This is a genomic window from Nitratireductor sp. PBL-C9, from assembly GCF_050877045.1.
GTDB lineage: Bacteria > Pseudomonadota > Alphaproteobacteria > Rhizobiales > Rhizobiaceae > Nitratireductor > Nitratireductor aquimarinus.
Map to the genome: position 1 here is coordinate 1 of NZ_JBPAXW010000007.1, position 26,314 is coordinate 26,314.

At 62.6% G+C, this 26,314-nt stretch carries 21 protein-coding genes; 8 read left to right on the top strand and 13 right to left on the bottom strand.

Features of this window, described 5'->3' with window-relative positions; all coding sequences use genetic code 11:
* The 10 genes from ACRTG1_RS15130 to tpiA all read right to left on the bottom strand — a co-directional run.
* Positions 1 to 1,355: pyruvate dehydrogenase complex dihydrolipoamide acetyltransferase (locus ACRTG1_RS15130; protein WP_432516498.1), on the bottom strand; the 1,355-nt coding region annotated here is incomplete at its 3' end.
* Positions 1,356 to 1,368: 13 nt separating this feature from the next.
* Positions 1,369 to 2,769 (bottom strand): pyruvate dehydrogenase complex E1 component subunit beta, encoded by a 1,401-nt coding sequence (locus ACRTG1_RS15135; RefSeq protein WP_206552608.1) that lies wholly within the window; start codon positions 2,767 to 2,769, stop codon positions 1,369 to 1,371.
* 13 nt (positions 2,770 to 2,782) lie between these two features.
* On the bottom strand, positions 2,783 to 3,844 hold the full coding sequence (gene pdhA, locus ACRTG1_RS15140) for a pyruvate dehydrogenase (acetyl-transferring) E1 component subunit alpha (protein WP_113155166.1): 1,062 nt from the start codon (positions 3,842 to 3,844) through the stop codon (positions 2,783 to 2,785).
* Between the two features lie 209 nt (positions 3,845 to 4,053).
* Positions 4,054 to 4,374 (bottom strand): FtsB family cell division protein, encoded by a 321-nt coding sequence (locus ACRTG1_RS15145; RefSeq protein ID WP_113156295.1) that lies wholly within the window; start codon positions 4,372 to 4,374, stop codon positions 4,054 to 4,056.
* Positions 4,375 to 4,450: 76 nt separating this feature from the next.
* Positions 4,451 to 5,725 (bottom strand): phosphopyruvate hydratase, encoded by a 1,275-nt coding sequence (eno, locus tag ACRTG1_RS15150; protein ID WP_113155165.1) that lies wholly within the window; start codon positions 5,723 to 5,725, stop codon positions 4,451 to 4,453.
* Between the two features lie 135 nt (positions 5,726 to 5,860).
* Positions 5,861 to 6,691 carry a 3-deoxy-8-phosphooctulonate synthase gene (gene kdsA / locus ACRTG1_RS15155; RefSeq protein ID WP_113155164.1) on the bottom strand — a complete coding sequence of 277 codons (831 nt, stop codon included), beginning with the start codon at positions 6,689 to 6,691 and terminating at the stop codon, positions 5,861 to 5,863.
* Positions 6,688 to 7,545, bottom strand: a complete 858-nt coding sequence (locus tag ACRTG1_RS15160) for a VOC family protein (protein WP_432516499.1) — start codon at positions 7,543 to 7,545, stop codon at positions 6,688 to 6,690. The genes kdsA and ACRTG1_RS15160 overlap by 4 nt, the downstream gene beginning before the upstream one ends.
* Positions 7,546 to 7,704: 159 nt before the next feature.
* Entirely contained in the window at positions 7,705 to 9,333 is a 1,629-nt protein-coding gene (locus tag ACRTG1_RS15165) for a CTP synthase (RefSeq protein WP_162742309.1), read from the bottom strand.
* A gap of 148 nt (positions 9,334 to 9,481) precedes the next feature.
* Entirely contained in the window at positions 9,482 to 9,868 is a 387-nt protein-coding gene (gene secG, locus ACRTG1_RS15170; RefSeq protein WP_113156294.1) for a preprotein translocase subunit SecG, read from the bottom strand.
* A 286-nt stretch (positions 9,869 to 10,154) separates the two neighbouring features.
* A complete protein-coding gene (gene tpiA, locus ACRTG1_RS15175) occupies positions 10,155 to 10,904 on the bottom strand; it encodes a triose-phosphate isomerase (protein ID WP_432516500.1) in 750 nt (249 codons plus the stop codon).
* Positions 10,905 to 11,079: 175 nt separating this feature from the next.
* On the opposite strand from tpiA, the gene ACRTG1_RS15180 reads away from it, so the two are divergent.
* The 5 genes from ACRTG1_RS15180 to ACRTG1_RS15200 are packed head-to-tail and all read left to right on the top strand — an operon-like array spanning position 11,080 to position 16,521.
* Positions 11,080 to 12,966, top strand: a complete 1,887-nt coding sequence (locus ACRTG1_RS15180) for a SurA N-terminal domain-containing protein (RefSeq protein ID WP_206547593.1) — start codon at positions 11,080 to 11,082, stop codon at positions 12,964 to 12,966.
* An 8-nt stretch (positions 12,967 to 12,974) separates the two neighbouring features.
* Entirely contained in the window at positions 12,975 to 14,006 is a 1,032-nt protein-coding gene (trpD, locus tag ACRTG1_RS15185; RefSeq protein ID WP_113155159.1) for an anthranilate phosphoribosyltransferase, read from the top strand.
* Positions 13,996 to 14,811 carry an indole-3-glycerol phosphate synthase TrpC gene (gene trpC, locus ACRTG1_RS15190; RefSeq protein ID WP_206993417.1) on the top strand — a complete coding sequence of 272 codons (816 nt, stop codon included), beginning with the start codon at positions 13,996 to 13,998 and terminating at the stop codon, positions 14,809 to 14,811. The genes trpD and trpC overlap by 11 nt, the downstream gene beginning before the upstream one ends.
* Before the next feature lie 4 nt (positions 14,812 to 14,815).
* Positions 14,816 to 15,310, top strand: a complete 495-nt coding sequence (gene moaC / locus ACRTG1_RS15195; protein WP_283800499.1) for a cyclic pyranopterin monophosphate synthase MoaC — start codon at positions 14,816 to 14,818, stop codon at positions 15,308 to 15,310.
* A gap of 2 nt (positions 15,311 to 15,312) precedes the next feature.
* On the top strand, positions 15,313 to 16,521 hold the full coding sequence (locus tag ACRTG1_RS15200) for a molybdopterin molybdotransferase MoeA (RefSeq protein WP_432516501.1): 1,209 nt from the start codon (positions 15,313 to 15,315) through the stop codon (positions 16,519 to 16,521).
* A 126-nt stretch (positions 16,522 to 16,647) separates the two neighbouring features.
* Here the strand turns inward: ACRTG1_RS15200 and ACRTG1_RS15205 are convergent, their stop codons facing one another.
* Both ACRTG1_RS15205 and ACRTG1_RS15210 read right to left on the bottom strand, forming a co-directional pair.
* On the bottom strand, positions 16,648 to 17,079 hold the full coding sequence (locus tag ACRTG1_RS15205) for a hypothetical protein (RefSeq protein ID WP_432516502.1): 432 nt from the start codon (positions 17,077 to 17,079) through the stop codon (positions 16,648 to 16,650).
* Between the two features lie 14 nt (positions 17,080 to 17,093).
* Positions 17,094 to 17,594 carry a single-stranded DNA-binding protein gene (locus ACRTG1_RS15210; protein ID WP_113155155.1) on the bottom strand — a complete coding sequence of 167 codons (501 nt, stop codon included), beginning with the start codon at positions 17,592 to 17,594 and terminating at the stop codon, positions 17,094 to 17,096.
* A 953-nt stretch (positions 17,595 to 18,547) separates the two neighbouring features.
* On the opposite strand from ACRTG1_RS15210, the gene uvrA reads away from it, so the two are divergent.
* A complete protein-coding gene (gene uvrA, locus ACRTG1_RS15215) occupies positions 18,548 to 21,472 on the top strand; it encodes an excinuclease ABC subunit UvrA (RefSeq protein ID WP_432516503.1) in 2,925 nt (974 codons plus the stop codon).
* Positions 21,473 to 21,476: 4 nt separating this feature from the next.
* On the top strand, positions 21,477 to 22,277 hold the full coding sequence (locus ACRTG1_RS15220) for a DUF72 domain-containing protein (RefSeq protein ID WP_432516504.1): 801 nt from the start codon (positions 21,477 to 21,479) through the stop codon (positions 22,275 to 22,277).
* Positions 22,278 to 22,372: 95 nt separating this feature from the next.
* Here the strand turns inward: ACRTG1_RS15220 and ACRTG1_RS15225 are convergent, their stop codons facing one another.
* Positions 22,373 to 24,757, bottom strand: a complete 2,385-nt coding sequence (locus ACRTG1_RS15225; protein WP_432516505.1) for a ComEC/Rec2 family competence protein — start codon at positions 24,755 to 24,757, stop codon at positions 22,373 to 22,375.
* Positions 24,758 to 24,886: 129 nt separating this feature from the next.
* Here ACRTG1_RS15225 and gltX point away from each other — a divergent pair, with 129 nt between their 5' ends.
* Complete coding sequence (gltX, locus tag ACRTG1_RS15230; protein WP_432516506.1) at positions 24,887 to 26,308, top strand: glutamate--tRNA ligase; 1,422 nt, start codon at positions 24,887 to 24,889, stop codon at positions 26,306 to 26,308.
* Positions 26,309 to 26,314: the final 6 nt, after the last annotated feature.

Sequence of the window (26,314 nt, forward strand, 5' to 3'; positions counted from 1 at the left end):
AGCATCGCCATCGGGTTTTCGATGACCTGCTTGAAGGCGGCGAGGAGTTCTGCGCCGAGCGCGCCGTCGACTGCACGGTGGTCGGTCGAAAGCGTCACCGACATCACGGTCGCCACCTTCACTTCGCCATCCTTCACCACGGCCCGCTGCTCGCCCGCGCCGACCGCAAGGATCGTCGCATGCGGCGGGTTGATGACGGCGGCGAAGTCCTTGATGCCGAACATGCCCAGATTGGACACGGCCGTGTTGCCGCCCTGGAACTCTTCCGTCTTCAGCTTGCGCGAACGCGCCCGCGCGGCCAGATCCTTCATCTCGTTGGAGATGGCAGACAGCGTCTTCTCGTCGGCGCGGCGCACGATCGGCGTGATCAGACCGCCGGGGATCGACACGGCAACGCCCACATCGGCGTTTTTGTGCTTCACCATGGCGTTCTCGGTCCACGACACATTTGCGTCCGGCACCATGGCCAGCGCCTTCGCGTGGGCCTTGATGACCATGTCGTTGACCGACAGTTTGTAGGCCGGCTTCTCGCCATCCCCGGTCTTCACCTTCGGCGCGGCATCGTTGAGCTGCTTGCGCAGCGCCAGAAGCGCGTCGATCTCGCAATCGAGCGTCAGGTAGAAATGCGGGATGGTGGACTTGGCCTCGACCAGACGACGGGCGATGGTCTTGCGCATGCTGTCATGCGGGACGAGCTCGTAGGAGCCTTCCTCGAACAGTTTCAGCACCTGATCATCGGACATGGCCTGCGGCGCGGACGCCGCGGCGGAAGCTGCTTCAGCCGGTGCGGCTACAGCGGCCTTAGCACCGCCATCCTTGCCGGCTGCTTCCACGTCGGCCTTGACGATCCGGCCCTTCGGACCCGAACCGGCGATGGCGGACAGGTCGAGACCGGCTTCCTTCGCCAGACGGCGGGCGAGCGGAGAGGCAAACACACGCTCTCCATCGCCGGATGAAGCAGACTTCGCCTCTGCCGGCTTTGCCTGCGCGGGCGCTTCGGCCTTTTCCGCCGGTGCTTCGGCTTCAGCGGGCTTCTCGGCCTCCGGAGCCTTCGCCCCGGCCTTTGCGCTTGCGCCGCCTTCGGCAGCCTTCACGGCGTCGGCAGCGTCCTCGCCTTCCTCGGCGAGAACCGCGATCAGCGCATTCACCTTCACGCTTTCGGTGCCTTCCGGCACGACGATCTTGGCGACGGTGCCTTCGTCCACGGCTTCCACTTCCATGGTCGCCTTGTCGGTCTCGATCTCGGCGATCACATCACCGGGAGCGACGGAATCCCCTTCCTTGACCATCCACTTGGCGAGATTGCCCTCTTCCATCGTCGGCGAAAGGGCGGGCATGGTGACTTGGATCGGCATGGTGTCCTCCCCCTCAGTTGCGATAGGAAACGGCTTTCACCGCCTCGACCACTTCGGCGACGCTCGGGAGCGCCAGCTTTTCGAGATTGGCGGCATAGGGCATCGGAACGTCCTTGCCGGCCACCGTGATCACCGGCGCGTCGAGATGGTCGAAGGCCCGCTGCATCACCTGGCTGGCGATATGCGCGCCGACCGACGACTGCGGGAATCCTTCCTCGACCGTCACCAGACGGTTGGTCTTCTTGACGGATTCGATCACCGTATCGAGGTCCATCGGCCGGATCGTGCGCAGGTCGACGATTTCCACGTCGATGCCCTCGGCAGCCAGTTCCTCAGCCGCCTTGACCGCATAGGTCATGCCGATGCCGAAGGAAACAATGGTCGCGTCCTTGCCCGTTTTGTGGATGCGCGCCTTGCCGATCGGCAGAACGAAATCATCCATCTTCGGAACGTCGAAGCTCTGGCCGTAGAGGATCTCGTTCTCCAGGAAGATCACCGGGTTCGGATCACGGATCGCGGCCTTCAGAAGGCCCTTCGCGTCGGCTGCCGTGTAGGGCATCACCACCTTGAGGCCCGGAATGTGCCCGTACCAGGCGGCGTAGCACTGCGAATGCTGTGCCGCCACGCGGGCAGCAGCGCCGTTGGGACCACGGAACACGATGGGCGCGCCCATCTGGCCGCCGGCCATGTAGAGCGTCTTGGCCGCCGAGTTGACGATCTGGTCGATCGCCTGCATGGCGAAGTTGAACGTCATGAACTCGACGATCGGCTTCAGACCGGCAAAGGCCGCGCCAACGCCGACGCCGGCAAAGCCGTGCTCGGTGATCGGCGTGTCGACGACGCGCTTGTCGCCGAATTCCTGCAGGAGCCCCTGGGTCACCTTGTAGGCGCCCTGATACTCGGCCACTTCCTCGCCCATGACGAAGACGTCGCCGTCACGGCGCATTTCCTCGGCCATGGCGTCGCGCAGCGCTTCGCGCACGGTCGTCGAAACCATCTCGGTGCCTTCGGGAATATCCGGATCGGCAGCGACCTTGATTTCCGGTGCAGCCGGCACGGAGCCACCGGAAGACTTTTCTTCCGACTCCGCCTTTGCGGCGCTGTCGTCAGCAGCCTTCGTCTCTTCGGCAGCCGGCTTTGCAGCCTGCCTGTCGAGATCGGAGGCGCTTTCGCCCTCACCCAGAAGAACAGCGATGGCCGTGTTCACTTTCACGCCTTCGGTGCCTTCGGCGATCAGGATCTTGCCGAGCGTGCCTTCGTCCACGGCTTCCACTTCCATGGTTGCCTTGTCCGTCTCGATCTCGGCGATCACGTCACCGGGAGCGACGGCGTCGCCTTCCTTCTTGATCCATTTGGAAAGATTGCCCTCTTCCATGGTCGGAGAGAGCGCGGGCATGAGAATTTCGGTTGGCATGTCGGCCCTCCCCTCAAAGCAGAATGTCGGTGTAGAGTTCAGACACATCCGGCTCCGGATCCGTCTGTGCGAATTCGGCCGAATCGCCGACCACGTCACGCACCTCTTTGTCGATGGCCTTCAGCGCATCTTCATCCGCCCATTTGCTGGCCAGAAGACGCTGCTTCACCTGCTCGATCGGATCGTGCTCGGAGCGCATCTTCTGCACTTCGTCCTTGGAGCGGTATTTCGCGGGGTCAGACATGGAATGGCCGCGATAGCGGTAGGTCTGCATCTCGAGGATGATCGGCCCCTTGCCCGAACGGCACCAGTCAACGGCCAGCTCACCGGCCGCCTTGACTGCACGTACATCCATGCCATCCACCTGGATGCCGGGGATCTTGAACGAAAGGCCGCGATGCGAGAAATCGGTCTCGGCGGAGGAACGCGCGACCGCCGTGCCCATGGCGTAGCGGTTGTTCTCGATGATGTAGATCACCGGCAGCTTCCACAGCGAGGCCATGTTGAAGCTCTCATAGACCTGGCCCTGGTTGGCCGCGCCATCTCCGAAATAGGTGATCGAAACGCTGTCGTCGCCGCGGTAACGGTTGGCAAAGGCAAGCCCGGTGCCCAGCGGCACCTGCGCGCCGACAATACCGTGACCGCCGTAGAACTTCTTCTCCTTGGAGAACATGTGCATGGAGCCGCCCTTGCCCTTGGAGTAGCCATTGCGGCGCCCCGTGAGCTCGGCCATCACGCCGCGCGCTTCCATGCCTGTTGCGAGCATGTGACCATGGTCGCGATAGCCGGTGATGACCTGATCGCCTTCCTTCATGCTCATCTGCATGCCGACGACGACGGCTTCCTGGCCGATATAAAGGTGACAGAAACCGCCGATCAGGCCCATGCCGTAAAGCTGGCCGGCCTTTTCCTCGAAGCGGCGAATGAGCAGCATTTCACGATAGGCGTGAAGCTCCTGCTCCTTGTCGAATTCCTCGGGCTTTGGAGCCTTTGGTGTCTGGCCGGCACTTGCTGCCGCCCCTTTTCCGGTCGAGCGTGACCTGTTGCCACTGGTCTTGCTTGCGGCTCGCGCCATGCCTCTACTCCCTAGCTGACAATCCGGGGAATTTGTGCAACGGTGGAGCGCGGCAAAATTGCGCCGTGAGCCTCCCGTCATCTCCCGCTTATAGATGACAAAGCTAGCACGTAGTTCACATTTCGGCCATTCAAAATCCGCATAGCTGCCATGCAGCTAAATGCTTGGATTTGCACACCTTCTTATCGATTAACTGAAAGTCGGTTAATTCACCGATCCGCGCCAATGAGGATAATGACCTCATTTTCACGCGCGACATTGAGCGCGCGCCGGGCCTGCTCGTCCAGCATGTCCTTCTCGAGGCTGCCGTCATTCACCAGCGCAACACGATGCTCCAGCTCCCTGCGCTTGGCGACAAGCGTGTCGAGCCTGGCCTGCGCCTCGGCAATGCGGGATTCGAGCTGTATTTTGGAATAGATGCCGTATTCGCCGTGATAGGCATGAAAGCCGAAATAGGCGAGAAACAGGCCCGTGATCGTCGGAACGATCAGGCGACCAGTGTTGCGGCGTTTGTGATGACGTGTCCACATGCGGAAAAAACCCTTCTCCCGCATGTGTTCATATCTTGCTTAATGGACCGTTATTTCGGCGCGTCCATTTGCATTTTTATCCGCGCAGGAACGACTTTCCGGCGTAACGCGCCTGACGGTCGAGCTCTTCTTCGATGCGGATGAGCTGGTTGTACTTCGCGGTCCGGTCGGAGCGCGCCAGCGAACCGGTCTTGATCTGCCCGCAATTGGTCGCGACAGCCAGGTCGGCAATGGTGGAATCCTCGGTCTCGCCCGAGCGGTGCGACATCACCGCGGTGTAGCCGGCCTTGTGCGCCGTCTCCACGGCATCCAGCGTCTCGGTCAGCGTACCGATCTGGTTCACCTTCACCAGGATCGAATTGCCGATGCCCATCTTGATGCCGTCGCGCAGACGCGCCGAATTGGTCACGAACAGATCGTCGCCAACGAGCTGGGCCTTGTCGCCAACCAGATCGGTGAGAATCTTCCAGCCTTCGAAATCGTCTTCCGACATGCCGTCTTCGATGGAGATGATCGGGTAGTTGCCGACCAGCTTGGCAAGATACTCGGCCTGCGCCTTGCCGTCGCGCGTCTGGCCCTCGCCTTCGTAGACGTATTTGCCTTCCTTGAAGAACTCGGTGGCGGCGCAATCGAGCGCGATGCCCACATCTTCACCCGGGCGGTAGCCGGCCTTCTCGATGGAGGCGAGAACGAAGTCCAGCGCATCCTCGGCGCTCTTCAGGTTTGGCGCAAAGCCGCCTTCGTCGCCCACATTGGTATTGTGGCCGGCATCCTTCAGACCCGCTTTCAGCGTGTGGAAAATCTCCGAACCCCAGCGCACGGCTTCACGGATGGAGGATGCGCCAATCGGCATCACCATGAATTCCTGGAAGTCGATCGGGTTGTCGGCATGCGCACCGCCATTGACGATGTTCATCATCGGCACCGGCAGGACATGCGCCGACGCGCCGCCCACATAGCGGTAAAGCGGCAGGTTGGAGGATTCGGCAGCGGCCTTCGCCACGGCCAGCGAAACGCCGAGAATGGCGTTTGCGCCGAGACGGCTCTTGTTCGGCGTGCCGTCGAGATCGATCATCGCCTGGTCGATCTGCATCTGGTTCTCGGCTTCGAGACCGCTCAGCGTCTCGAAGATCTCGCCATTGACCGCATCGACGGCCTGCTCGACGCCTTTGCCGAGATAGCGCTTGCCGCCATCGCGCAGTTCCACGGCCTCGTGCGCGCCGGTGGACGCACCCGAAGGCACGGCGGCGCGGCCCATCGAGCCGTCTTCCAGAACCACATCGACCTCGACGGTGGGGTTGCCGCGGCTGTCCAGTATTTCGCGTCCGACAATGTCGAGAATGGCAGTCATTTTAACTCTTTCTGATCTGGAGGTTGAACCTGGGCATGAACCCGGGGGCAAGAACCCCGTAAGGTAAGCACCCGGGAGGAAGTGTCCGCGCTTTCTTAGCGCAGACACGTGAAAACTCAATGTCGCGCCTGACGTTCAGGCAGCCTTTGCGATCCGGTCGAACGCCATGAGACGTTCAAGAAGCCCTTTCATCTCGTTCAGCGGCACCATGTTCGGACCATCCGAAGGCGCGTTGTCGGGGTCCTGGTGCGTTTCCATAAAGACGCCGGCAACGCCAACGGCCACGGCCGCCCGCGCAAGCGTTTCCACGAACTGGCGCTGGCCGCCCGACGAACCGCCGAGACCGCCGGGCTGCGCAACCGAATGGGTCGCATCGAAGATCACCGGCGCACCCATGGCCGCCATCTGCGGCAGACCGCGCATGTCGGAGACGAGCGTGTTGTAGCCGAACGAGGTGCCCCGCTCGGTCGCCATCACATTGGGATTGCCCGAAGCCGTCACCTTGGAAATGACGTTCTCCATGTCCCATGGCGCGAGGAACTGGCCCTTCTTCACATTCACCACCTTGCCGGTCTCGGCAGCCGCGATCAGGAGATCGGTCTGGCGGCACAGAAAGGCCGGGATCTGAAGCACATCGACCACTTCAGCGACGATGCGGCACTGCTCCTCGGTGTGGACGTCCGTCAGAACCGGAACGTCGAATTCCTTGCGCAGATCCGCGAAGATCGGCAGGGCTGCCTCCAGCCCCGCACCGCGCTTGCCCGAAAGCGATGTGCGGTTCGCCTTGTCGAAGCTGCTCTTGTAGACGAGACCGATGCCAAGCTCGTCCGTCATTTCCTTCAGCGCGCCAGCCATGTCGAAGGCGTGCTCCCGCGTCTCCATCTGGCAGGGACCGGCGATCAGAGCCAGCGGAGCGTCGTTGCCGAAAACGACATTGCCGACCGTGACACGCGGATTGGGTTTCATAGGGAAGACTCCTCAAAGACAAATACTGCGCCCTGCCCGGCCGCCGGCGGCACGATGATGGAACCGGCTTCGTCGGCGAACAGGATCTCACGAATCGAAAATTGCTCGCGCAATCTGGCAATATCCAGACACTCAAAGACGATTGCCGCGAGATCGAACCGGCCATGTTGAGAAACACGGTCTGGACCATAACGCATTGCGTAGCGGTCGGGCGTCATCACCGTCAAAACCGCGTTGCCGAGCCTCAGATCGACTTCGCCATCCACCAGCCGCTCATGCGCTTCATCGGAAAATGCGTCCAGAAAGCCTGCATAATCGTCCGGCGATGCAGCAAGGATGACGATGCGTGCGGTGCCCGTCACGCCATTTGAATGCGACTCGAGCGCGCCGCGCCCCGCAGTCGGCATGTTGATGCGCTGGCAGGTGAAGAAAAAGTGGCCGTCGGCGATTTCCGGAGCGGCAAAGGCCAGCCGGAACGAAGCCGTGGCCTCACGTCCTTCAGCGTCGCGGAATGGACGCGAGAAGGACAGCGGCTTTCCCGCAGAAATCCCTGCGTCGACAAAGCGCGCGTGATCGGCATCGGCGTCCGCCGTTCCCAGAACCACGGCAGAAAACCCTTCATCGCCATAGGTTTGACGAAAGACGCTGTCCCGCTCAATGAAGACATTGCCGTCGGCTTCCGCCTCAAGGGCAGCCTTCTGGTCCATGCGGGCCAGGGGTTCGAGATAGGAGCCGTCTGAGAGAAAAACGCAGCAATTGCCGGTGCCGAAAGGATGCGCCGCGTCTGCGGCGACCGTGAAGCCAAGCGCTTCCAGCCGTTCCCGCGCGACCGTCAGGCCCGCAGTTGGCAACACACAATGATCAAGCTTGCGATTAAGCTTGCGATCGAGGCTGCGCGGAGATCGCATCTTGTCTTCAGATACCATGCACCGCATGTGCCCGAAGCCCGGGCGCTTTGCAAGTGCAGAGCCGGCCAATGAAGGTTTCCCCGCCACGAAGGCGGGGAAATGAAATCACACGAGGCGTGACTGCTCCACCGCAGCTGCGATGAAGGAAGCAAAAAGCGGATGCGGCTCGAAGGGCCTGCTCTTCAGCTCAGGGTGATACTGCACACCGATGAACCAGGGATGGTCGGCATACTCCACCGTCTCCGGCAAAACGCCATCGGGCGACAGGCCGGCAAACACCAGACCGCACTCTTCCAGCTTCTGACGATAGCCGATGTTCACCTCGTAGCGATGGCGGTGACGCTCGGAGATTTCCTCCGAACCATAGATCTCCGCAATCTTGGTGCCCTCAACGAGCATCGATTCGTATGCGCCGAGGCGCATCGTGCCGCCGAGATCGCCAGAGGCCGTGCGCTTCTCGAGCATGTTGCCCTTGAGCCACTCGGTCATCAGGCCGACAACGGGTTCGCTGGTCGGACCAAACTCGGTCGAGGAGGCATTCTCGATGCCAGCCAGCGAGCGGGCCGCCTCGATGCAGGCCATCTGCATGCCGAAGCAGATGCCGAAATAAGGCACCTTGCGCTCACGCGCGAACTTGGCCGCCAGGATCTTGCCTTCCGCACCGCGCTCGCCAAAGCCGCCCGGCACCAGAATGCCATGCACCTTTTCGAGCCACGGAGCCGGATCTTCCTTCTCGAAGATTTCCGCTTCGATCCATTCGAGCTTGACGCGCACCCGGTTCGCCATGCCGCCATGAGACAGGGCCTCGATGAGCGATTTGTAGGCGTCCTTCAGGCCCGTATACTTGCCGACGACGGCAATCGTGACCTGGCCTTCCGGATTGTGGATGCGGTCTGCAACCTCTTCCCAGCGCTCCATGCGCGGCTTCGGCGCCGGATCGATGCCGAAGGCCGACAGCACTTCCGAATCGAGCCCTTCTTCGTGATAGGCGATCGGCACATCATAGATATGCGCAACGTCGAGCGCCTGAATCACGGCTGATTCGCGCACATTGCAGAACAACGACAGCTTGCGCCGTTCTTCGGCCGGAATCTCGCGATCCGCGCGCACCAGAAGGATATCCGGTGCAATGCCGATGGAACGCAGTTCCTTGACCGAGTGCTGGGTCGGTTTCGTCTTGAGTTCGCCCGCCGCCGGAATCCACGGCATCAGCGTCAGATGCACATAGACGGCGTTGCCGCGCGGCAGTTCATTGCCGAGCTGACGAATCGCCTCGAGGAACGGCATCGCCTCGATGTCGCCAACGGTTCCGCCGATTTCGCATAACACGAAATCGTAATCCTCATTGCCTTCAAGGACGAACTGCTTGATCTCGTCAGTGACGTGCGGGATCACCTGCACCGTGGCGCCCAGATAGTCGCCACGACGCTCTTTTTCCAGAATGTTCTGGTAGATCCGACCCGTGGTGATGTTGTCCTGCTTGTTGGCCGAACGCCCTGTGAAGCGCTCGTAATGGCCAAGGTCCAGGTCGGTTTCGGCACCGTCATCGGTGACGAAAACCTCACCGTGCTGATAGGGCGACATCGTGCCCGGATCAACATTCAGGTAGGGATCGAGTTTACGGATGCGAACGCGGTACCCACGGGCCTGAAGCAACGCGCCAAGGGCCGCTGCTGCAATGCCTTTTCCGAGGGAGGAGACCACGCCGCCGGTTATAAAAACATATCGCGCCATGGGACTCATCGCTTATCCGGACACAGGCGATTCCGCCAGCAAAAAATAACGAGACGCAAATCTTTTTGCGCCCCGCGGTGAATAACTCTTGCGCACTGCAAAACCGGCCGCACCATTCAGGCGGCCGGAAAGCCTTGCAAGCGTGGGCTTACTGCCCCGTGGGAACCTGATCTTCAGGATTTGCTTCGGCAGGAGCTGCCGGCTCGTCGGTCGGAACCGATGCGCCTGCGCCGCCAAGCTGGTCGAGAACGCCGCCAGTGCCTTCGGTCTGCTCGCTTCCGGCCGGGATACGGTCCAGAATATCTGTCGGGCTCGCGCCGTAACGGGCGATCAGCGAAAGAGCAAGCGAGGTTGCGAAGAAGGCTGCGGCGAGGATCGCCGTCGTGCGCGTCAGCGCGTTGGCCGCACCGCGCGCGGACATGAAGCCGGAACCGCCGCCGACACCAAGGCCGCCACCCTCGGAGCGCTGCATGAGGACGACGCCGACCAGCGCGACCACGACGATCAGATGAATGACGATGATAACGGTCTGCATGTTTCCTTCCGGCTTTCCGGCTCGAAGCATCCGCTTGAATGCGGACGCGGCTCATTACACGGCTTTCACCGTTTTTCCAAGACCGCTTTTCCAAGACCGCCGGGTGCTCACTCACAGGGTCTCGTCTTCGATACCCCGTAATTTTGCCCTTAAAAGGACCGCACCGCATACGGTTTTGCGGCATTTCAAACGCGTTTTCGCTCAAACCACATCAAATGACGGCATTTGAGCGAAGCTCGCTCTCACATAGGCGGTTGAGCGAGCAACGCAAGACTTTTCTCTTCACTCAGCTCGGACAGGCAGCCGCGATGGCAAGAAAATCGACCGCCTTGAGGCTCGCCCCGCCGACCAGCGCACCGTCCACATTCTCAATCGAGAGAAGCTCGGTCGCGTTGCCGGGCTTCACCGACCCGCCATAGAGAAGACGCATCTTGTCGGCTTCGTCGCCGAGCAGCGTCTTGAGTTCGGTGCGGATATGTCTGTGTGCTTCAGTAATGTCCTCGACCGTGGGCGTAAGGCCCGTGCCGATGGCCCAGACCGGCTCATAGGCAACCACGGTGTTTGCCGCCGTGGCGTCCGCCGGAACCGAACCCGGGATCTGGCTGGAGAGGACGGAAAGCGTCTTGCCGCCTTCGCGCTCTTCTTTGGTTTCGCCGATGCAGATCACTGCCGTGAGGCCGGCGCGCCATGCGGCCTTCGCCTTGTCGGCCACGACGGCATCGCTCTCGCCATGATCGGTGCGGCGCTCCGAGTGACCGACCAGCACATGGCTCGCCCCCGCATCGGCCAGCATTTCGGCGGAGACATCGCCCGTATGCGCGCCGGAGGCTGCCGCATGACAGTCTTCACCGCCAAGGCGCAGCTTGCTGCCGGCGAGCGCATCGCTTGCGCGCGACAGGAGCGTTGCGGGAACGCAGATCAGCCCTTCCGCGCCGCCAAAGGCGCCCTCGCCCATCGCTGCGAGTTCACCGAGGTCGGCCGAAAGACCGTTCATTTTCCAGTTGCCTGCAATCAGGGGGCGAATACCTGGCGTCATGCGTCAGCGTCCTTACAAAAATCAAACTCGGCAGCTTCCCTAGCAAAAACACGCGCTAATGCAAAAGCAATTGGGCCTGCAATTCCCACTCAACTATCGACACCCGGCGTCAGGGGCGTTATTGCGCTGTGTTGGGGCCAGTCCCTGAAATCACGCGAGGAACTTCGGAAAAGCCATGCTCGACAGTCTCAGAAACGCCGCCTCTACCTGGATCGCCAAGCTGCTCCTGGGCCTTCTCGTCCTGAGCTTTGCGGTTTGGGGCATTTCGGGCCAGATCCTGAACGATCAGTCGCGCAATGTGCTGACGGTCGGAGATTCCTCCGTTTCCATGCTGGATTACCGGCTGGCCTATGACCGCCAGATCAACACGCTTTCGCAGCGTCTGGGCACGCGCGTCACGCGCGAACAGGCTGTTGCCTTCGGTATTGACGAACAGGTTCTGCAGCAGCTGGCCGCCGGCGCGCTTCTGGACGAGGAAGCCCGCAAGCTCGGCCTTGGCCTTTCCAGCGACCGGCTTGCGCAGCTGACCGCCGACGACCCGGCGTTCCGCGGACCGGACGGTCGCTTCAACCGCCAGCAGTTCGATTTCGTTCTGAGCCAGATCGGCATGCGCCCCGAAGATTATCTGCGCAACCGCGAACAGGTGGCCATTCGCCAGCAGATCGTGGAAGCGGCAACGGACGGCATGAGCGTGCCGGATGAGCTGTTCAAGAACCTGGCGCTCTATCGCGGTGAAGACCGCACCATAGAATATGTGGCGCTGCCGCAGGCTCTGGTCGAGCCCGTCGCAACGCCGGACGACGCGACGCTGCAAGCCTGGTTTGACGAGCGCAAGGCAGACTATGCCGCCCCGGAATACCGCAAGTTCAGCTATGTGAAGCTTGAGCCGAGCGACATTTCCGACCCGGCTTCCGTGTCCGAAGATCAGGTCAAGAAGGCCTATGACGACCTGCGCAACCGCTACACGACGCCGGAGAAGCGCACGATCGAACAGATCGTCTTCCCGGATCGCGAAGCAGCCGAAGCTGCGCTGAAAAACCTGCTCGACGGCCAGAGCTTCGCAGACGTGGCGACGGCCGCCGGAAAGAGCGCCGACGACATCGCGCTCGGCACGCTCGCCCAGGGCGAAATCGCAGACAGCGCCATCGCCGAAGCGGCCTTCGCGCTCAGCGAAAACCAGTTCAGCGACGTGCTTGACGGCACGTTCGGACCGGTGATCGTGAATGTCTCGGAAGTTCAGGCCGAGGTGGTTCAGCCCCTCAGCGAAGTGGAAGACGAGATCCGTCAGGACCTGGCGCTTGAGGAAGCGTCGCGCGTTCTGCTCGATGTGCACGATGCCTACGAAGACGCCCGCGCCGGCGGCGCGACCATGGCGGAAGCAGCCGAGCGCATGAACCTGACCATGCGCACGATTGAAGCCATCGACGCCACTGCGCGTCGCCCTGATGGCGCGATCGTTGGTGATCTGCCCGTTTCGGCAGAGCTGATTCGCGAAGTGTTCGAGAGCGATTCCGGCATCGAGAACGCGCCCCTCTCCATGGGCGGCAATGGCTTCATCTTCTACGAAGTGGAAGGCATCACGCCCGAGCGCGACCGCACGCTTGACGAAGTGCGCGAAGAGGTCACGCAGGATTGGATCGCAGCCGAGACGGATCGCCTTCTGGCTGCGCGCGCTGCCGAGCTGGCCCAGAAGGTGAAGGACGGCGTTTCGCTGGACGACATCGCTCTGGAAATCGACCAGCAGAAGCAGGTGAAGCGTGGCGTCAAGCGCACGGCGAACGACGCCGACCTTGGCCAGGCCGGTGTTGCGGCGGTGTTCTCCGTTCCGCGCGATGGCAGCGGCGTGTTTGCCAACCCGGCCGGCGACGGGCAGGTTCTGTTCCGCGTCACCGAGGTCTTCGAGCCGGCGAGCGCGACGGCGCAGAGCATTCCCGAAAACCAGCGCGACGCCATGCGCACCGGGCTTGCCGACGATCTTCTCGACCAGATGGTTGCACGCCTGCAGGGCAAGCATCCGGTGACCGTGAACCGGGCTGCAATGCAGGAAGCCCTTAGCTTCTGAGGCCGACGATGAAGGCATTCAAAACCTATATCGCCAAGGCAGCCTCGGGCGAGCCGCTGAGTTTTGACGATGCGCGCGAGGCGTTCGACATCATGATGTCGGGCAATGCGACACCGAGCCAGATCGGCGGTTTTCTGATGGCGCTGCGGGTGCGTGGCGAGACCGTTGAGGAAATCTCGGGCGCAGTCGCCACCATGCGCGACAAGATGCTGACAGTCACCGCGCCGGAAGATGCCGTGGACATCGTCGGCACGGGCGGCGACGCCTCCGGCTCCTACAATGTGTCCACCTGCTCGGCCTTTATCGTGGCGGGCGCCGGCGTTCCCGTCGCCAAACACGGCAACCGGGCGCTCTCCTCGCGCTCGGGCGCTGCCGACACGCTGGCGGCTCTCGGCATCAATATCGAGCTTGGGCCAAACGAGATCGCGGACTGCATCCGCGAAGCCGGCCTCGGCTTCATGTTTGCGCCGGCACATCACTCCGCCATGCGCCATGTGGGCCCGTCGCGGGTTGAGCTTGGCACGCGGACGATCTTCAACCTGCTTGGCCCCCTGTCCAACCCGGCTGGCGTGCGCCGCCAGCTCATCGGCGTTTTTGCGCCGGAATGGGTGGGACCGATTGCCGAGGTGCTGAAGCAGCTTGGAACGGAAACCGCCTGGGTGGTGCATGGCGCGGGTCTTGACGAACTGACCACCGCCGGAACCACGCAGGTCGCCGCGCTCGAAGACGGCCAGATCCGCCATTTCGAGATCACGCCGGAGGATGTTGGCCTCAAGCGCGTGACCATGGCCGACCTGAAGGGCGGCGAGGCAGACTACAATGCGCGCGCGCTCAGGGCCGTTCTCGAAGGCGAAAAGAACGCCTATCGCGACATCTCGGTTCTGAATTCCGGCGCTGCGCTGGTCGTGGCCGGACGCGCCAAGACCCTGAAAGACGGCATCAAACTGGCGGCGGAGTCGCTCGACCGCGGACAGGCTCTGGCAACGCTGGAACGCCTCATCGAAGTTTCCAACAGGGGCACGAACAGCGATGACGACTGACATTCTCCGCAAAATCGAGGCCTACAAGCGCGAGGAAATCGCCGCCGCGAAGACGGCCTGCCCGCTGCCTGAACTGGTGGCGCGCGCCCGCGACGTGGAAGCGCCGCGTGGCTTCGGTGATGCGCTGTTGTCCAGGCAGGAGCGCGGGCGCTTCGGCCTGATCGCCGAGATCAAGAAGGCGAGCCCCTCGCGCGGCCTGATTCGTGCGGATTTCGACCCGCCGCGACTGGCGGCAGCCTATGAGGATGGCGGAGCGGCCTGCCTTTCGGTTCTGACCGACGGTCCGTCCTTTCAGGGGGCGCCCGCCTATCTGGAACAGGCGCGCGCCGCCTGCGGCCTGCCGGCGCTGCGCAAGGATTTCCTGTTCGAGCCCTATCAGGTCTACGAGGCCCGCAGCTGGGGTGCGGATGCGATCTTGATCATCATGGCGAGCCTGACGGATGACGAAGCCCGCGCGCTTGAAGAAACGGCGCTGGAACTGGGCATGGATTCACTGATCGAGGTGCATGACGAGCGCGAGCTGGAACGCGCGCTGGAGCTTTCCTCGAGGCTGATCGGCATCAACAATCGCGACCTGCGCACCTTCGAGACAAGTCTTGAAACAAGTGAGCGGCTGGCCCCGCGTGTGCCCGAAGACCGCCTGGTGATCGGCGAGAGCGGCATCTTCACCAATGACGACTGCCGGCGGCTGGCGCGTGCGGGCATGAACACGTTCCTGGTGGGCGAAAGCCTGATGCGGCAGGATGATGTGACCGCTGCCACGCGCACGCTTCTGGGGCTCGACGCCGCCAAACTTGCGGGCTGAGCCGATGAGCGAGAAAGCGGCAGGCCTGACCCATATCGGCGCTTCCGGCGAAGCGCATATGGTCGATGTGAGCGGCAAGCAGGAAACCAGCCGGGAAGCGCTGGCGGAAGGCGCCGTGGTGATGAAGGCGGAAACGCTGGAGGCCATTCTGGCGGGCAACGCCAAGAAGGGCGACGTTCTGGCAACCGCGCGCATCGCAGGCATCATGGCCGCCAAGAAGACGCATGATCTCATTCCCCTTTGCCACCCGCTGGCGCTCTCGAAAGTGGTGGTGGACATCGAGCCCGACCACGAACTGCCGGGGCTCAGGGTGATGGCGCGTGTGCGCGTGACGGGACAGACGGGCGTGGAGATGGAAGCGCTTACCGCTGCCTCGGTTGCCTGCCTGACGATCTATGACATGGCCAAGGCGCTGGACAAGGGCATGGTGCTCGACGGCATCCGCCTTCTTGAGAAGACGGGTGGAAAATCCGGCCACTGGCGCGTAGCGGAGAACTGACCATGAGCCTTTTGCCGGTGGATGAAGCGCTGGAGCGCATTCTCGAGGGCGTGAAAGCACTACCCGGCGAAACAGTGCCCATTGAAGAGGCCGACGGTCGCGTTCTGGCAGCGCCCCTCGCAGCCACCCGCACACAGCCGCCCTTCGACGCTTCGGCCATGGACGGCTATGCCGTGCGCGCCGCCAATGTGGCGACGCCGCGCGCAATGCCGCTAAAGCTTATTGGAGAATCTGCCGCGGGCAGCCGGTATCACGGCGCAGTGGCCGACGGCGAAACCGTGCGGATCTTCACCGGCGCGCCGGTGCCCGAAGGCGCGGACACGATACTCATTCAGGAAAATGCGGACATTCTGGACGATGGCCGGATCGAGGCGACCGATACCGTCGCTGCCGGACGCCATATCCGCCGCGCAGGGCTCGATTTTCAAAAGGGCGACAGCGTTCTCGAACAGGGACGCCGGCTCGGACCTGCGGGAATAGGGCTGGCGGCTGCGGCAGGCCATGCAACGCTTGATGTGACGCAGCGCCCGCTGGTGGCGGTGATCGCCACGGGCGACGAGCTGGTGCGGCCGGGCGAGCCCTGTGGCCCGGACCAGATCGTTGCATCCAACGGCTTTGCCATCGGCGCTCTGGCGCGCAGGGAAGGCGCGCGCATTCTCGATCTCGGCATCATCCCCGACGACAGCGCCGCGATCTCCGACGCGGTGCGCAGGGCCGCTGCCGCCGGTGCGCATGTTCTGGTGACGCTTGGCGGCGCTTCGGTCGGTGCGCGCGACCTGGTGCGGCAGGCGCTGCTCGATGCGGGCATGTCGCTTGATTTCTGGAAAATCGCCATGCGCCCCGGCAAACCGCTGATGTTCGGGCGGCTGGGTGACATGCGTGTGCTTGGCCTGCCTGGCAACCCGGTTTCCAGCCTCGTCTGCGCGCATCTGTTTCTGCGTCCGCTCATTGCCCGGCTTGGCCAGCGCAGCTACGCGCCGGATCTGCGCTCGGCTGTTCTGGCAAAGGCGCTGCGGGCAAACGATGAACGCCGCGACTATGTTCGCGCCTCGGTGGCGCCCGGTTCCGAAGGGCTGATCGCCACGCCGTTCACGCTGCAGGATTCCTCCATGCTGACCACGCTGGCCGCATCCAATGCGCTGATCGTGCGCGAGCCCGGCTCGCCGGCAGCTGAAGAAGGCGATCGCTGCCGTGTGCTGATGCTTGGGTGAGTGCTTCGCACCCGATGGTTACAGCCAGAAGTGCTGCGAAATCCGGTGGATCGTCGTCAGCACACCGCGCCAGCCCGGCTTGCCATTCTGCGCAATGTCAGCCCGCTGCGCTGTAGAGAGCAGGCATTAACCGCCCTCGCCTTCGCGCCCGGGGATTGCGACGCGCATGATGCGACCGCCAAGCCCGTGCACGGTGTCATGCGCACGTACAGTCACATGACCGAGCCCCTCGGGCAGCGCGACACCTGAAAGGCTGCGCGTAAAAGGCTGTTCATTCACATGTGGGTGAAGAAGCGTTCGAGAGGCGATGACCTTGCCAGCGTCATCCAACACATCCGAGCGGTCTGCATAGTGATCCCAGCCCTCGTCCCCATGCTCGACCGTCACGTCGAAGCGATGGGCTCCATCACCGTCAGCAATGATTTCGACCGCGACAACATCCGCTTCACCGGCATTCACCGGCGATGGCGCAAGGGCCGTCGCCACCGCAAAAAAGAAAAGCCCGGCAGGCCTGCTCAGACACGGTGCGGTCGAAGCGGCTCTGCCGGGCTTTTTCATGCGATTGTTCCGTCTCAGAACGGAATTTCGTCGTCGAGGTTCTGCGAGTAACCGCCACCGCCGCCGCCGCTGCTGCCACCGGTATCGGCGGGACCGGACTGGCCGAAATCGGAGCTGCGACCACCGCCGCCGCCATAACCGACCTGGTTGTCACCGCCCTGCCCGCGCGTGTCGAGCATCTGCAGTTCGCCACGGAACTTCTGCAGAACGATTTCCGTCGTGTAGCGGTCCTGACCGTTCTGGTCGGTCCATTTGCGCGTCTGGAGCTGGCCCTCGACGTAAACCTTGGCGCCCTTCTTCAGATACTGTTCCGCCACCTTGGCAAGATTGTCGTTGAAGATCACGACATTGTGCCACTCGGTGCGCTCGCGCCGCTCGCCGGACTGGCGATCACGCCAGGTTTCCGAGGTCGCGATGCGGATGTTGACCACCGGATCACCGGAGTTGAGCCGGCGGATTTCCGGGTCTGCACCCAGATTTCCCACCAGAATGACCTTGTTGACGCTGCCCGCCATAACGCTTCTCCACGCTTATCCGAAATCTGCCGCGCACTTTATCGCAAGCGGGGCTGGCGCGCGCTCTCCCGCTGCCCCTGCTCCGGTCTCGTCCACAGCTCATTTGTTCTTCTTATGTTCGCACTTGGCGGGATGCCTGTCAATGAGCCCCTTCCGGGGCGCGCAGAAAGGCGCAACAGAAAAAGGAACAGAGAAAAAGGAAAAGCCCCGCCGCATTGTTTCGAGCGCGCGGGGCTTCGGGTCTTCTGACCCTCCGTACCGGGAGTGGTTTACCGGTAATCATCAGGCAGGACGGGTTTCACCGTCCCTGTCTTCATAAAGATTAGATTTTCGTGGGGCAGCCAGCCGCCAGCGTTGTCGTGCCTGCCGACGAAGAAGGTTCTGCAGTGCAGTGTCCTCAATCGCCATGGACCGCGTCGGGAACGCATGATCGTACGAGACGGTTATGCGCTCGGGACCGATCAGCCAGCTGTGGCTTCGCGCAATAGGCGAAGCCCGATGCGTCGGTCAGGTGGAGTCATGCCTCCCTCCTTCTTCGCGTTACGAGGCTTTGCTCGGTGTCAGCGTGCTCAAGCAACCATGCGCGCCCGAAGCGCCCACCGGCGCGGTTTCAAGGGCGGCCAACAGCCACGAGCACTGACGAAAATGATACTGCGCCTTTGGTTAATGGCGGTCAAGGCGATGCGGCGGCGCGGGCGAAATTGTGATCATCTGTAACGGATGCTCACGAGAGCCAGCCCGGCGCAGGACGATCGTGTCAGGAGCGTGTTCGATATTTGTTCTTTTCCCTTGCTCTTTTTTTTAAAACGAGGGACAACCCCCGCAACGTCGAAACGCCCTCGTCTGTCAGCGGGCCGCGCGGCCCATCGACATTTGCGGCGCGTTTCCTACATGAAGCATGGTCCGGCATGCTGCCGGCCACACCAGATAAATGAGACAGGCAGCGACGGGGCATGCCAGAACACAAGTCCATCACCATTCGCGGCGCGCGCGAGCACAATCTCAAGAATGTCGATCTCGACCTTCCGCGCGAAAAGCTGATCGTCATGACCGGCCTGTCGGGCTCGGGCAAGTCTTCGCTCGCCTTCGACACGATCTATGCCGAAGGTCAGCGGCGCTATGTCGAAAGCCTTTCGGCCTATGCGCGCCAGTTCCTGGAAATGATGCAGAAGCCGGATGTCGACCAGATCGACGGGCTTTCGCCGGCCATTTCCATCGAGCAGAAGACCACGTCGAAAAATCCCCGCTCCACCGTCGGCACGGTGACGGAGATCTACGACTATATGCGCCTTCTCTTCGCGCGTGTGGGCGTGCCCTATTCGCCTGCGACCGGCCTCCCCATCGAAAGCCAGACCGTGAGCCAGATGGTCGACCGGGTTATGGCGCTGGAGGAAGGCACCCGCCTTTACATTCTCGCCCCCATCGTGCGCGGGCGCAAAGGCGAATACCGCAAGGAGATGGCCGAGCTTCAGAAGAAGGGTTTTCAGCGGGTAAAGGTGGACGGCACCTTCTACGAGATCGCCGATGTTCCCGCCCTCGACAAGAAGTACAAGCACGACATCGATGTGGTGGTGGACCGCGTCGTGGTGCGTGAAGATCTGGCGACGCGCCTGGCGGATTCGCTCGAAACCTGCCTGAAGCTCGCCGAGGGGCTGGCTGTCGCCGAGTTTGCCGACAAACCTCTTTCAGAAGGCGCGACCGCCAAGGGCGGCGGCGCAAACAAATCGAAAAACGAGACGCATGAGCGCATCGTTTTCTCCGAAAAATTCGCCTGCCCGGTCTCCGGCTTCACCATTCCGGAGATCGAGCCGCGTCTCTTCTCGTTCAACAATCCGGCCGGCGCCTGCCCCACCTGTGACGGTCTGGGCAGCCAGCGCGCCATCGACCCCAATCTCGTGGTGCCGGACGACAATGCGATCCTGCGCGAAGGCGCCATCGCGCCCTGGGCCAAATCCACGTCGCCCTATTATCTGCAGACGCTGGAAGCGCTTGGCCGCGAATTCGGCTTCAAGGTGGGCGACCGCTGGCGCGATCTGCCGGACGACGGCAAGGACGCGATCCTGAACGGCACCGGCGACAGGAAAATCGTCTTCGACTACGATGACGGCCTGCGCAGCTACCGCACCACCAAGCCTTTCGAGGGTGTCGTGGTCAATCTTCAGCGGCGCTGGAAGGAGACGGAATCGGCCTGGATGCGCGAGGAGATCGAGCGCTACATGTCGGCCCATCCCTGCCCCGCCTGCGATGGACACCGGCTCAAACCCGAGGCGCTCGCCGTCAAGATCGACGGCCTGCATATCGGCCAGGTCACGGGCATGTCGATCAGCAAGGCCGGCGCATGGTTCGAGGAACTGCCGGAGCATCTGAACGACAAGCAGAACGAAATCGCGGTGCGCATCCTCAAGGAGATCCGCGAGCGGCTGCGCTTCCTCAACGATGTCGGGCTCGAATATCTCACCCTGTCGCGCAATTCGGGCACGCTGTCGGGCGGCGAAAGCCAGCGCATTCGTCTGGCCTCGCAGATCGGTTCCGGCCTGACAGGCGTGCTCTACGTGCTGGACGAACCCTCTATCGGCCTGCACCAGCGCGACAATGACCGCCTGCTGGCGACGCTCAGACATCTGCGCGATCTCGGCAACACGGTGATCGTGGTGGAGCACGACGAGGACGCCATTCTGACCGCCGACTATGTGGTCGATATCGGCCCGGCAGCCGGTGTTCATGGCGGACAGATCATCGCTGAAGGCACGCCGCAGGAGATCATGGCCAATCCGGCCTCGATCACCGGCAAATATCTCACCGGCGAAATGGCAATCCCGATGCCGGAACAGCGCCGCGAAATCTCCAAGAAGCGGCGCATTCGCGTCGTGGGCGCGCGCGGCAACAATCTGAAAAACGTGACGGCGGATGTGCCGCTTGGCACTTTTGCCTGCGTCACCGGCGTTTCTGGCGGCGGAAAGTCCACGCTTCTGATCGAGACGCTGTTCAAGGCCGCATCGCGCCGCATCATGGGGTCGCGCGAGCAACCGGCCGATCACGACCGGCTCGAAGGGCTTGAGCATCTCGACAAGGTCATCGACATCGACCAGTCGCCCATCGGCCGCACGCCGCGCTCCAACCCGGCCACCTATACAGGCGCGTTCACGCCGATCCGCGACTGGTTCGCGGGCCTGCCCGAGGCCAAGGCGCGCGGCTATCAGCCGGGTCGCTTCTCCTTCAATGTGAAGGGCGGGCGCTGCGAGGCCTGTCAGGGCGATGGCGTCATCAAGATCGAAATGCACTTCCTGCCGGATGTCTATGTGACCTGCGACGTCTGCCACGGCAAGCGCTACAACCGCGAGACGCTCGACGTTACCTTCAAGGGCAAGTCGATTGCCGACGTGCTCGAGATGACGGTGGATGAAGGCGTGGAGTTCTTCTCCGCCGTTCCGGCCGTGCGCGACAAGCTCGTCACGCTCTCGCGCGTGGGGCTCGGCTATATCCATATCGGCCAGCAGGCGACCACGCTTTCCGGTGGTGAGGCGCAGCGCATCAAGCTCGCCAAGGAACTCTCCAAACGGGCAACCGGGCGCACGCTCTACATTCTGGACGAGCCCACCACGGGTCTGCATTTCCACGATGTGGCCAAGCTGCTTGAAGTGCTGCACGAGCTGGTGGACCAGGGCAACACGGTGGTGGTGATCGAGCACAATCTCGAAGTCATCAAGACTGCCGACTGGATTCTGGACCTCGGCCCCGAAGGCGGTGATGGTGGCGGCGAGCTCGTGGCCTGCGGCTCCATCGACGATGTGATGGCCGAGCCGCGCAGCTACACGGGCAAATTCCTGAAAGAACTTCTGGAGCGCCGGCCAGCCGGCAAAGCCCAGGCAGCGGAGTGAGACGATGAGCGAAGGCACCATTCGCGCCGGCATGGGCGGCTGGACGTTTCAGCCCTGGGAAGGCACGTTCTATCCGGACGACCTCCCGAAGAAGCGGCAGCTGGAATATGCGGCGCGACAGGTGCCGACCATCGAAGTGAACGGCACCTATTACGGCAGCCAGAAGCCGGCCACCTATGCCAAATGGGCGGATGAGGCCCCGGATGGTTTTGTCTTTTCACTCAAAGGGAACCGCTTCGTGACGAACCGCAAGGTTCTTTCGGAAGCCTCTGCTTCTCTTGAGAAATTTCTGGGTTCCGGCATCACGGAAATGGGTGACAAGCTCGGCCCGCTCGTCTGGCAGTTCGCGCCCACGAAGACGTTCGACCCGGAAGATTTCGAAGGGTTCCTGAAACTGTTGCCGGCTGAGCGTGACGGCATCGCGCTGCGGCACGTTCTTGAAGTGCGGCACGATTCCTTCTGCATGCCTGAATTCCCGCAGCTGGTTCGCAAATATGGCGCGGCCATCTGCTACGCCCACCACAACACCTATCCCGAGATTGCCGATGTGACGGGTGACTTCGTCTATGCGCGCCTCCAGCGTGGCGAGGACGATGTGCCCACGGCCTATCCGCCCGCCGAACTGGAGGGCTGGGCCAGACGCGCAGAACAATGGGCCGAAGGCGGACAGCCAGACGATTTGCCGATTGTTGACCCCGGCTTCACGCCGGAGAAAAAACCGCGCGATGTGTTCGTCTACTTCATTCATGAAGGAAAGATCCGCGCCCCGCATGCTGCAAAAGCCTTCATGGGCCTTGTCGGCTGATCTCGCTTCAGGCCGCACGCGAAAGCGCATGTAGAGAGTCAATATAGCGGCGTATCTATCTGTTTTCATTGATTATGCGAACGATGGTGCGCCGCTCATTCTTTGTCTTTACGCCTGTAGGGGCCAAGCCCTCTCGATGCCCGTGAGTATTGCCGGTGTTCATGCCAGGGCCGGTATGGCTCGCGGATCGCGAAGGCGATGTGCGGCATCCCGGCGCCTTCTGAAAAGCGGACTTCGGCGCTGCCGCGACGCGCAAGATCGCGCGCCGTGATGATGCGCGCGCCATCTTCACTGCAATGCCGATCAAGCGTTGGATCATTCACCACGACAAGATCGACCGATGCGCAAAGAGCGATGATGCTGCGCCGCACGGTCGCGGCATCGTCCGACTTTTTCACATGCGCGATCCGCATACCCTCTGGATGCCGCAGAACGCAGATCGATTGATTACACAGGAAACGGCCGACGCTCTGATCCGCGAGAAGGTCGGCCAGCGACGCGCCTTTCGAACCGGCGGGCTTGCGCACCATTCCCGCGCCCGCTGCGCGCAACCAGTTCTCGATAGAAAACCCGTTGGGGCGCGCGCGGTTGACGGCGAGCGTGTCGTCCCCGATCTGGACCGCGACCAGCCGCGCATCTTCAGAAACGAACATGTCGGGCAGATCGTGGTTTGCCAGAAGCACGCCGCCCGCCAGCAGGAACGGAACAGCCGCCAGCCACAAGCGGGTGGTTGTGAGGGTGAGAATGGCCAGCGCGCAGCTCAGGCTCAGTGTGGCTGAAAGCGGGATCGCTCCCGTCGCATCGAATGGCGTGCGCTCAGAGAACCAATGCGCGATAGCCATGACTGTCGAGATGCCCCGCCCCATGAGGGCAAGCGCCCAGCCATCGAGATTGAAGGGCATCGTGGCCATGGCCGCGACCGCCGATGGCATGACGACAAGAGAGACGACGGGCATGGCCGCGAGATTGGCCCCAAGCGCCAGTGGCGATGCGCGCTGGAAATGCCAGACGCCATAGAGCGTGGTCGCCACACCCGCGATCAGCGAAGTGAGCGCCAGACCGCCCACATAGACCAGAACAAGGCGGAAAAGCCGGCGCGCGCCCGAAGGTTCGATCCCGGCTGAGTTGCGTCCGAATGCCCTTTCACGACGTCGGTTCCAGGCCGCATAGCCGGCAATGAGCGCCGCCGTCGCAGCAAAGGACATCTGAAACCCCGGACCGACCACCTCATGCGGCGAAACCGCAATCACCACCAGCGCAGCGATGGCCAGATTGCGCATGGTGAGCGCGGCGCGGTCGAACAGAAGCGCCAGAAGCATGACGGCCAGCATGAGAAAGCTGCGCTGCGCGGCCACGCCCGCTCCGGAAATGAAAAGGTAGAGGAAGCAGACCATAAGTGCTGCGCCGGCCGCATATTTGCGGACCGGGTGCCTTGAGGAGAAACCGGGAAAGAGCGCAAAGCCCAGCCGCGCCGCGCCGATGATGGTGAAGGCTGCGAGCGCCATGTGCAGGCCCGAGATCGCCAGCACATGCGCGAGCCCGGCCCGGCGCAGATCCTCATTGACCTCTTCCGGAATGCCGCTGCGCAGGCCGGTGATGAGTGCCGCGGCGACATTGCCCTCCGCGCCGCCGATTTTCTCGCGCAGCCGGGCGGCAAGCGCTTCGCGCACCGCCTGCAGGCGGGCGGCAAGCCGCTGCAGCAGCCCGACAGGGTGATCAAGGGCGATGCGCGCCGGCTCCCGCATGAAGAAACCGACTGCGCCAAGGCGGTCAAAATAGCTCTCGAACGAGAAATCATAGGCATGGGGGCGCACCGGACCTGAAGGCGACATGAGCCGGACAAGCCCGCTCAGACCCTCGCCGGGTTTCAGGTCTGGCGGGATCGTGCGGGCGGAAAGCCGCGCGCGCTCCGGCGCATAGCGCAGCTGCGGGCGTGCCGTGGACAGAATATCGATGGTCAGGCGGAACCGGCCATCGGCGCGATGCTCGACCTTGAGCACGCGCCCGGTGATGCGTGTGGTGATGTCGGAGCCGACCATGGGCGTGCTGGCGCGCCAGGTCTCCACCTTTGCGGCCACGAGCCCCAGAAGCACGACGAGACCGGCCAGAAGGGCAAGGCGCAGCCGGGCCTTTGCGCCGGCCAGATGCGCTGCCAGAACACAGAGCGCCAGCCCGCTGACCAGTGCATAGGCCGGCGGTTCGACCGGCAGGGCGAAATAGATGAGCGCCCCGCTGCCCAGAAGGACCGGAAGCCATAGAAAAATCGTGCCCCGCGCCACTTCCTGCGCGATGGCGAAGCGGATTCCTGCCGCAACGGGCCTGGCGCCATGGCTCGGGATCTTACGCGCCTCATAAGAGCGAAGCGCGCGCGCCTCAATGGCAGGCGCAGGGCCGCAACTGTCCACTGCGACGGGAGCCGGCTCTGTGTCGGTGAACTGCATGCGTTCATCGGCGCGCGCCGATGCCACCTCGCCCCCCATGGCGTGGTCCCCCGTGCAATGCTTGCGCCCCGAGCGTTGTATGCTACATGACTGCCAGTCGAATGCCACCTGCGGTATCACCTACCCCTTGCGGGCCGGGAGACCGCGACAATTCCCGGGAAAGACCCCATGACAAAACCCGTCGTCACGCGCTTTGCGCCCTCACCCACCGGCTACCTGCACATCGGCGGGGCACGCACGGCGCTCTTCAACTGGCTTTATGCGCAGCATACGGGCGGCAAGATGCTTCTGCGCATCGAGGACACCGACCGTCAGCGCTCCACCGAAGCCGCAACCGCCGCGATCCTCGACGGCCTTGCCTGGCTGGGCCTCGACTGCGACGGCGAGCCGATTTCCCAGTTTGCCCGCGCAGACCGGCACCGCGCGGTGGCCGAGGAACTGGTGGCCAAGGGCGAAGCCTATTACTGCTACAGCTCTCCCGAAGAGCTGGAGGCGATGCGCGAAAAGGCGCGCGCAGAGGGACGCCCGCCGCGCTATGACGGCACCTGGCGCGACCGCGATGCTTCCCAAGCGCCTGAAGGCGTGAAGCCCGTCATTCGCATCAAGACCCCGCAGGAAGGCGAGACGGTCGTCGAAGACCAGGTGCAGGGCACGGTGCGCTTCCCGAACAAGGATCTGGACGATTTCATCATCCTGCGCTCCGACGGTTCGCCGACCTATATGCATGCCGTGGTGGTCGACGATCACGACATGGGCGTGACCCACATCATCCGTGGCGATGACCATCTGACCAACGCTGCGCGCCAGACGGTGATCTACAAGGCCATGGGCTGGGACGTGCCGGTGATGGCGCATATTCCGCTCATTCATGGCGCCGATGGCGCAAAACTTTCCAAGCGTCATGGCGCGCTCGGCGTCGAGGCGTACCGCGCCATGGGCTACCTGCCTTCGGCACTGCGCAATTATCTGGCCCGCCTTGGCTGGAGCCATGGCGATGACGAAATCATGTCGGATGAGGACATGATTCGCTGGTTCGACATCACCGATGTGAACAAGGGCGCTGCACGCTTCGACTTCCAGAAACTGGAGGCGCTGAACGGCGTTCACATGCGCCAGATGGCCGATGAAGAGCTGCTTTCCCGACTGATAGACACATTGCCGCATCTTGAAGGTGGCGAAGCGCTTCTTTCCGCGCTGGACGAGCAGCGCAAGGCGCAGCTTCTTGCCGCCCTTCCCGGCCTTAAGGAGCGTGCGAAGACACTGACTGAACTCGTTGAAAGTGCAGCGTTTATCTTCGATCAGAGGCCACTCTCCTTCGATGAGAAGGCACAGCAGCTTCTCGATGAGAATGCGCGTCAGCTTCTTGCGGAAATTCTTCCCGTATTGCAAAATGTCGGCGATTGGACCCTTGCGAACATCGAAGCAGCTGTCCGCAAATTCGCGGAGCAGACCGAACGCAAGCTTGGCAAAGTCGCCCAACCCCTCAGGGCAGCGCTCACCGGGCGCACCACATCGCCAGGCATCTTCGATGTTCTCTCCGTTCTTGGGCGCGAGGAGAGTTTGGCGCGTATCAGCGATCAGGCTGCCTAGCTTCGT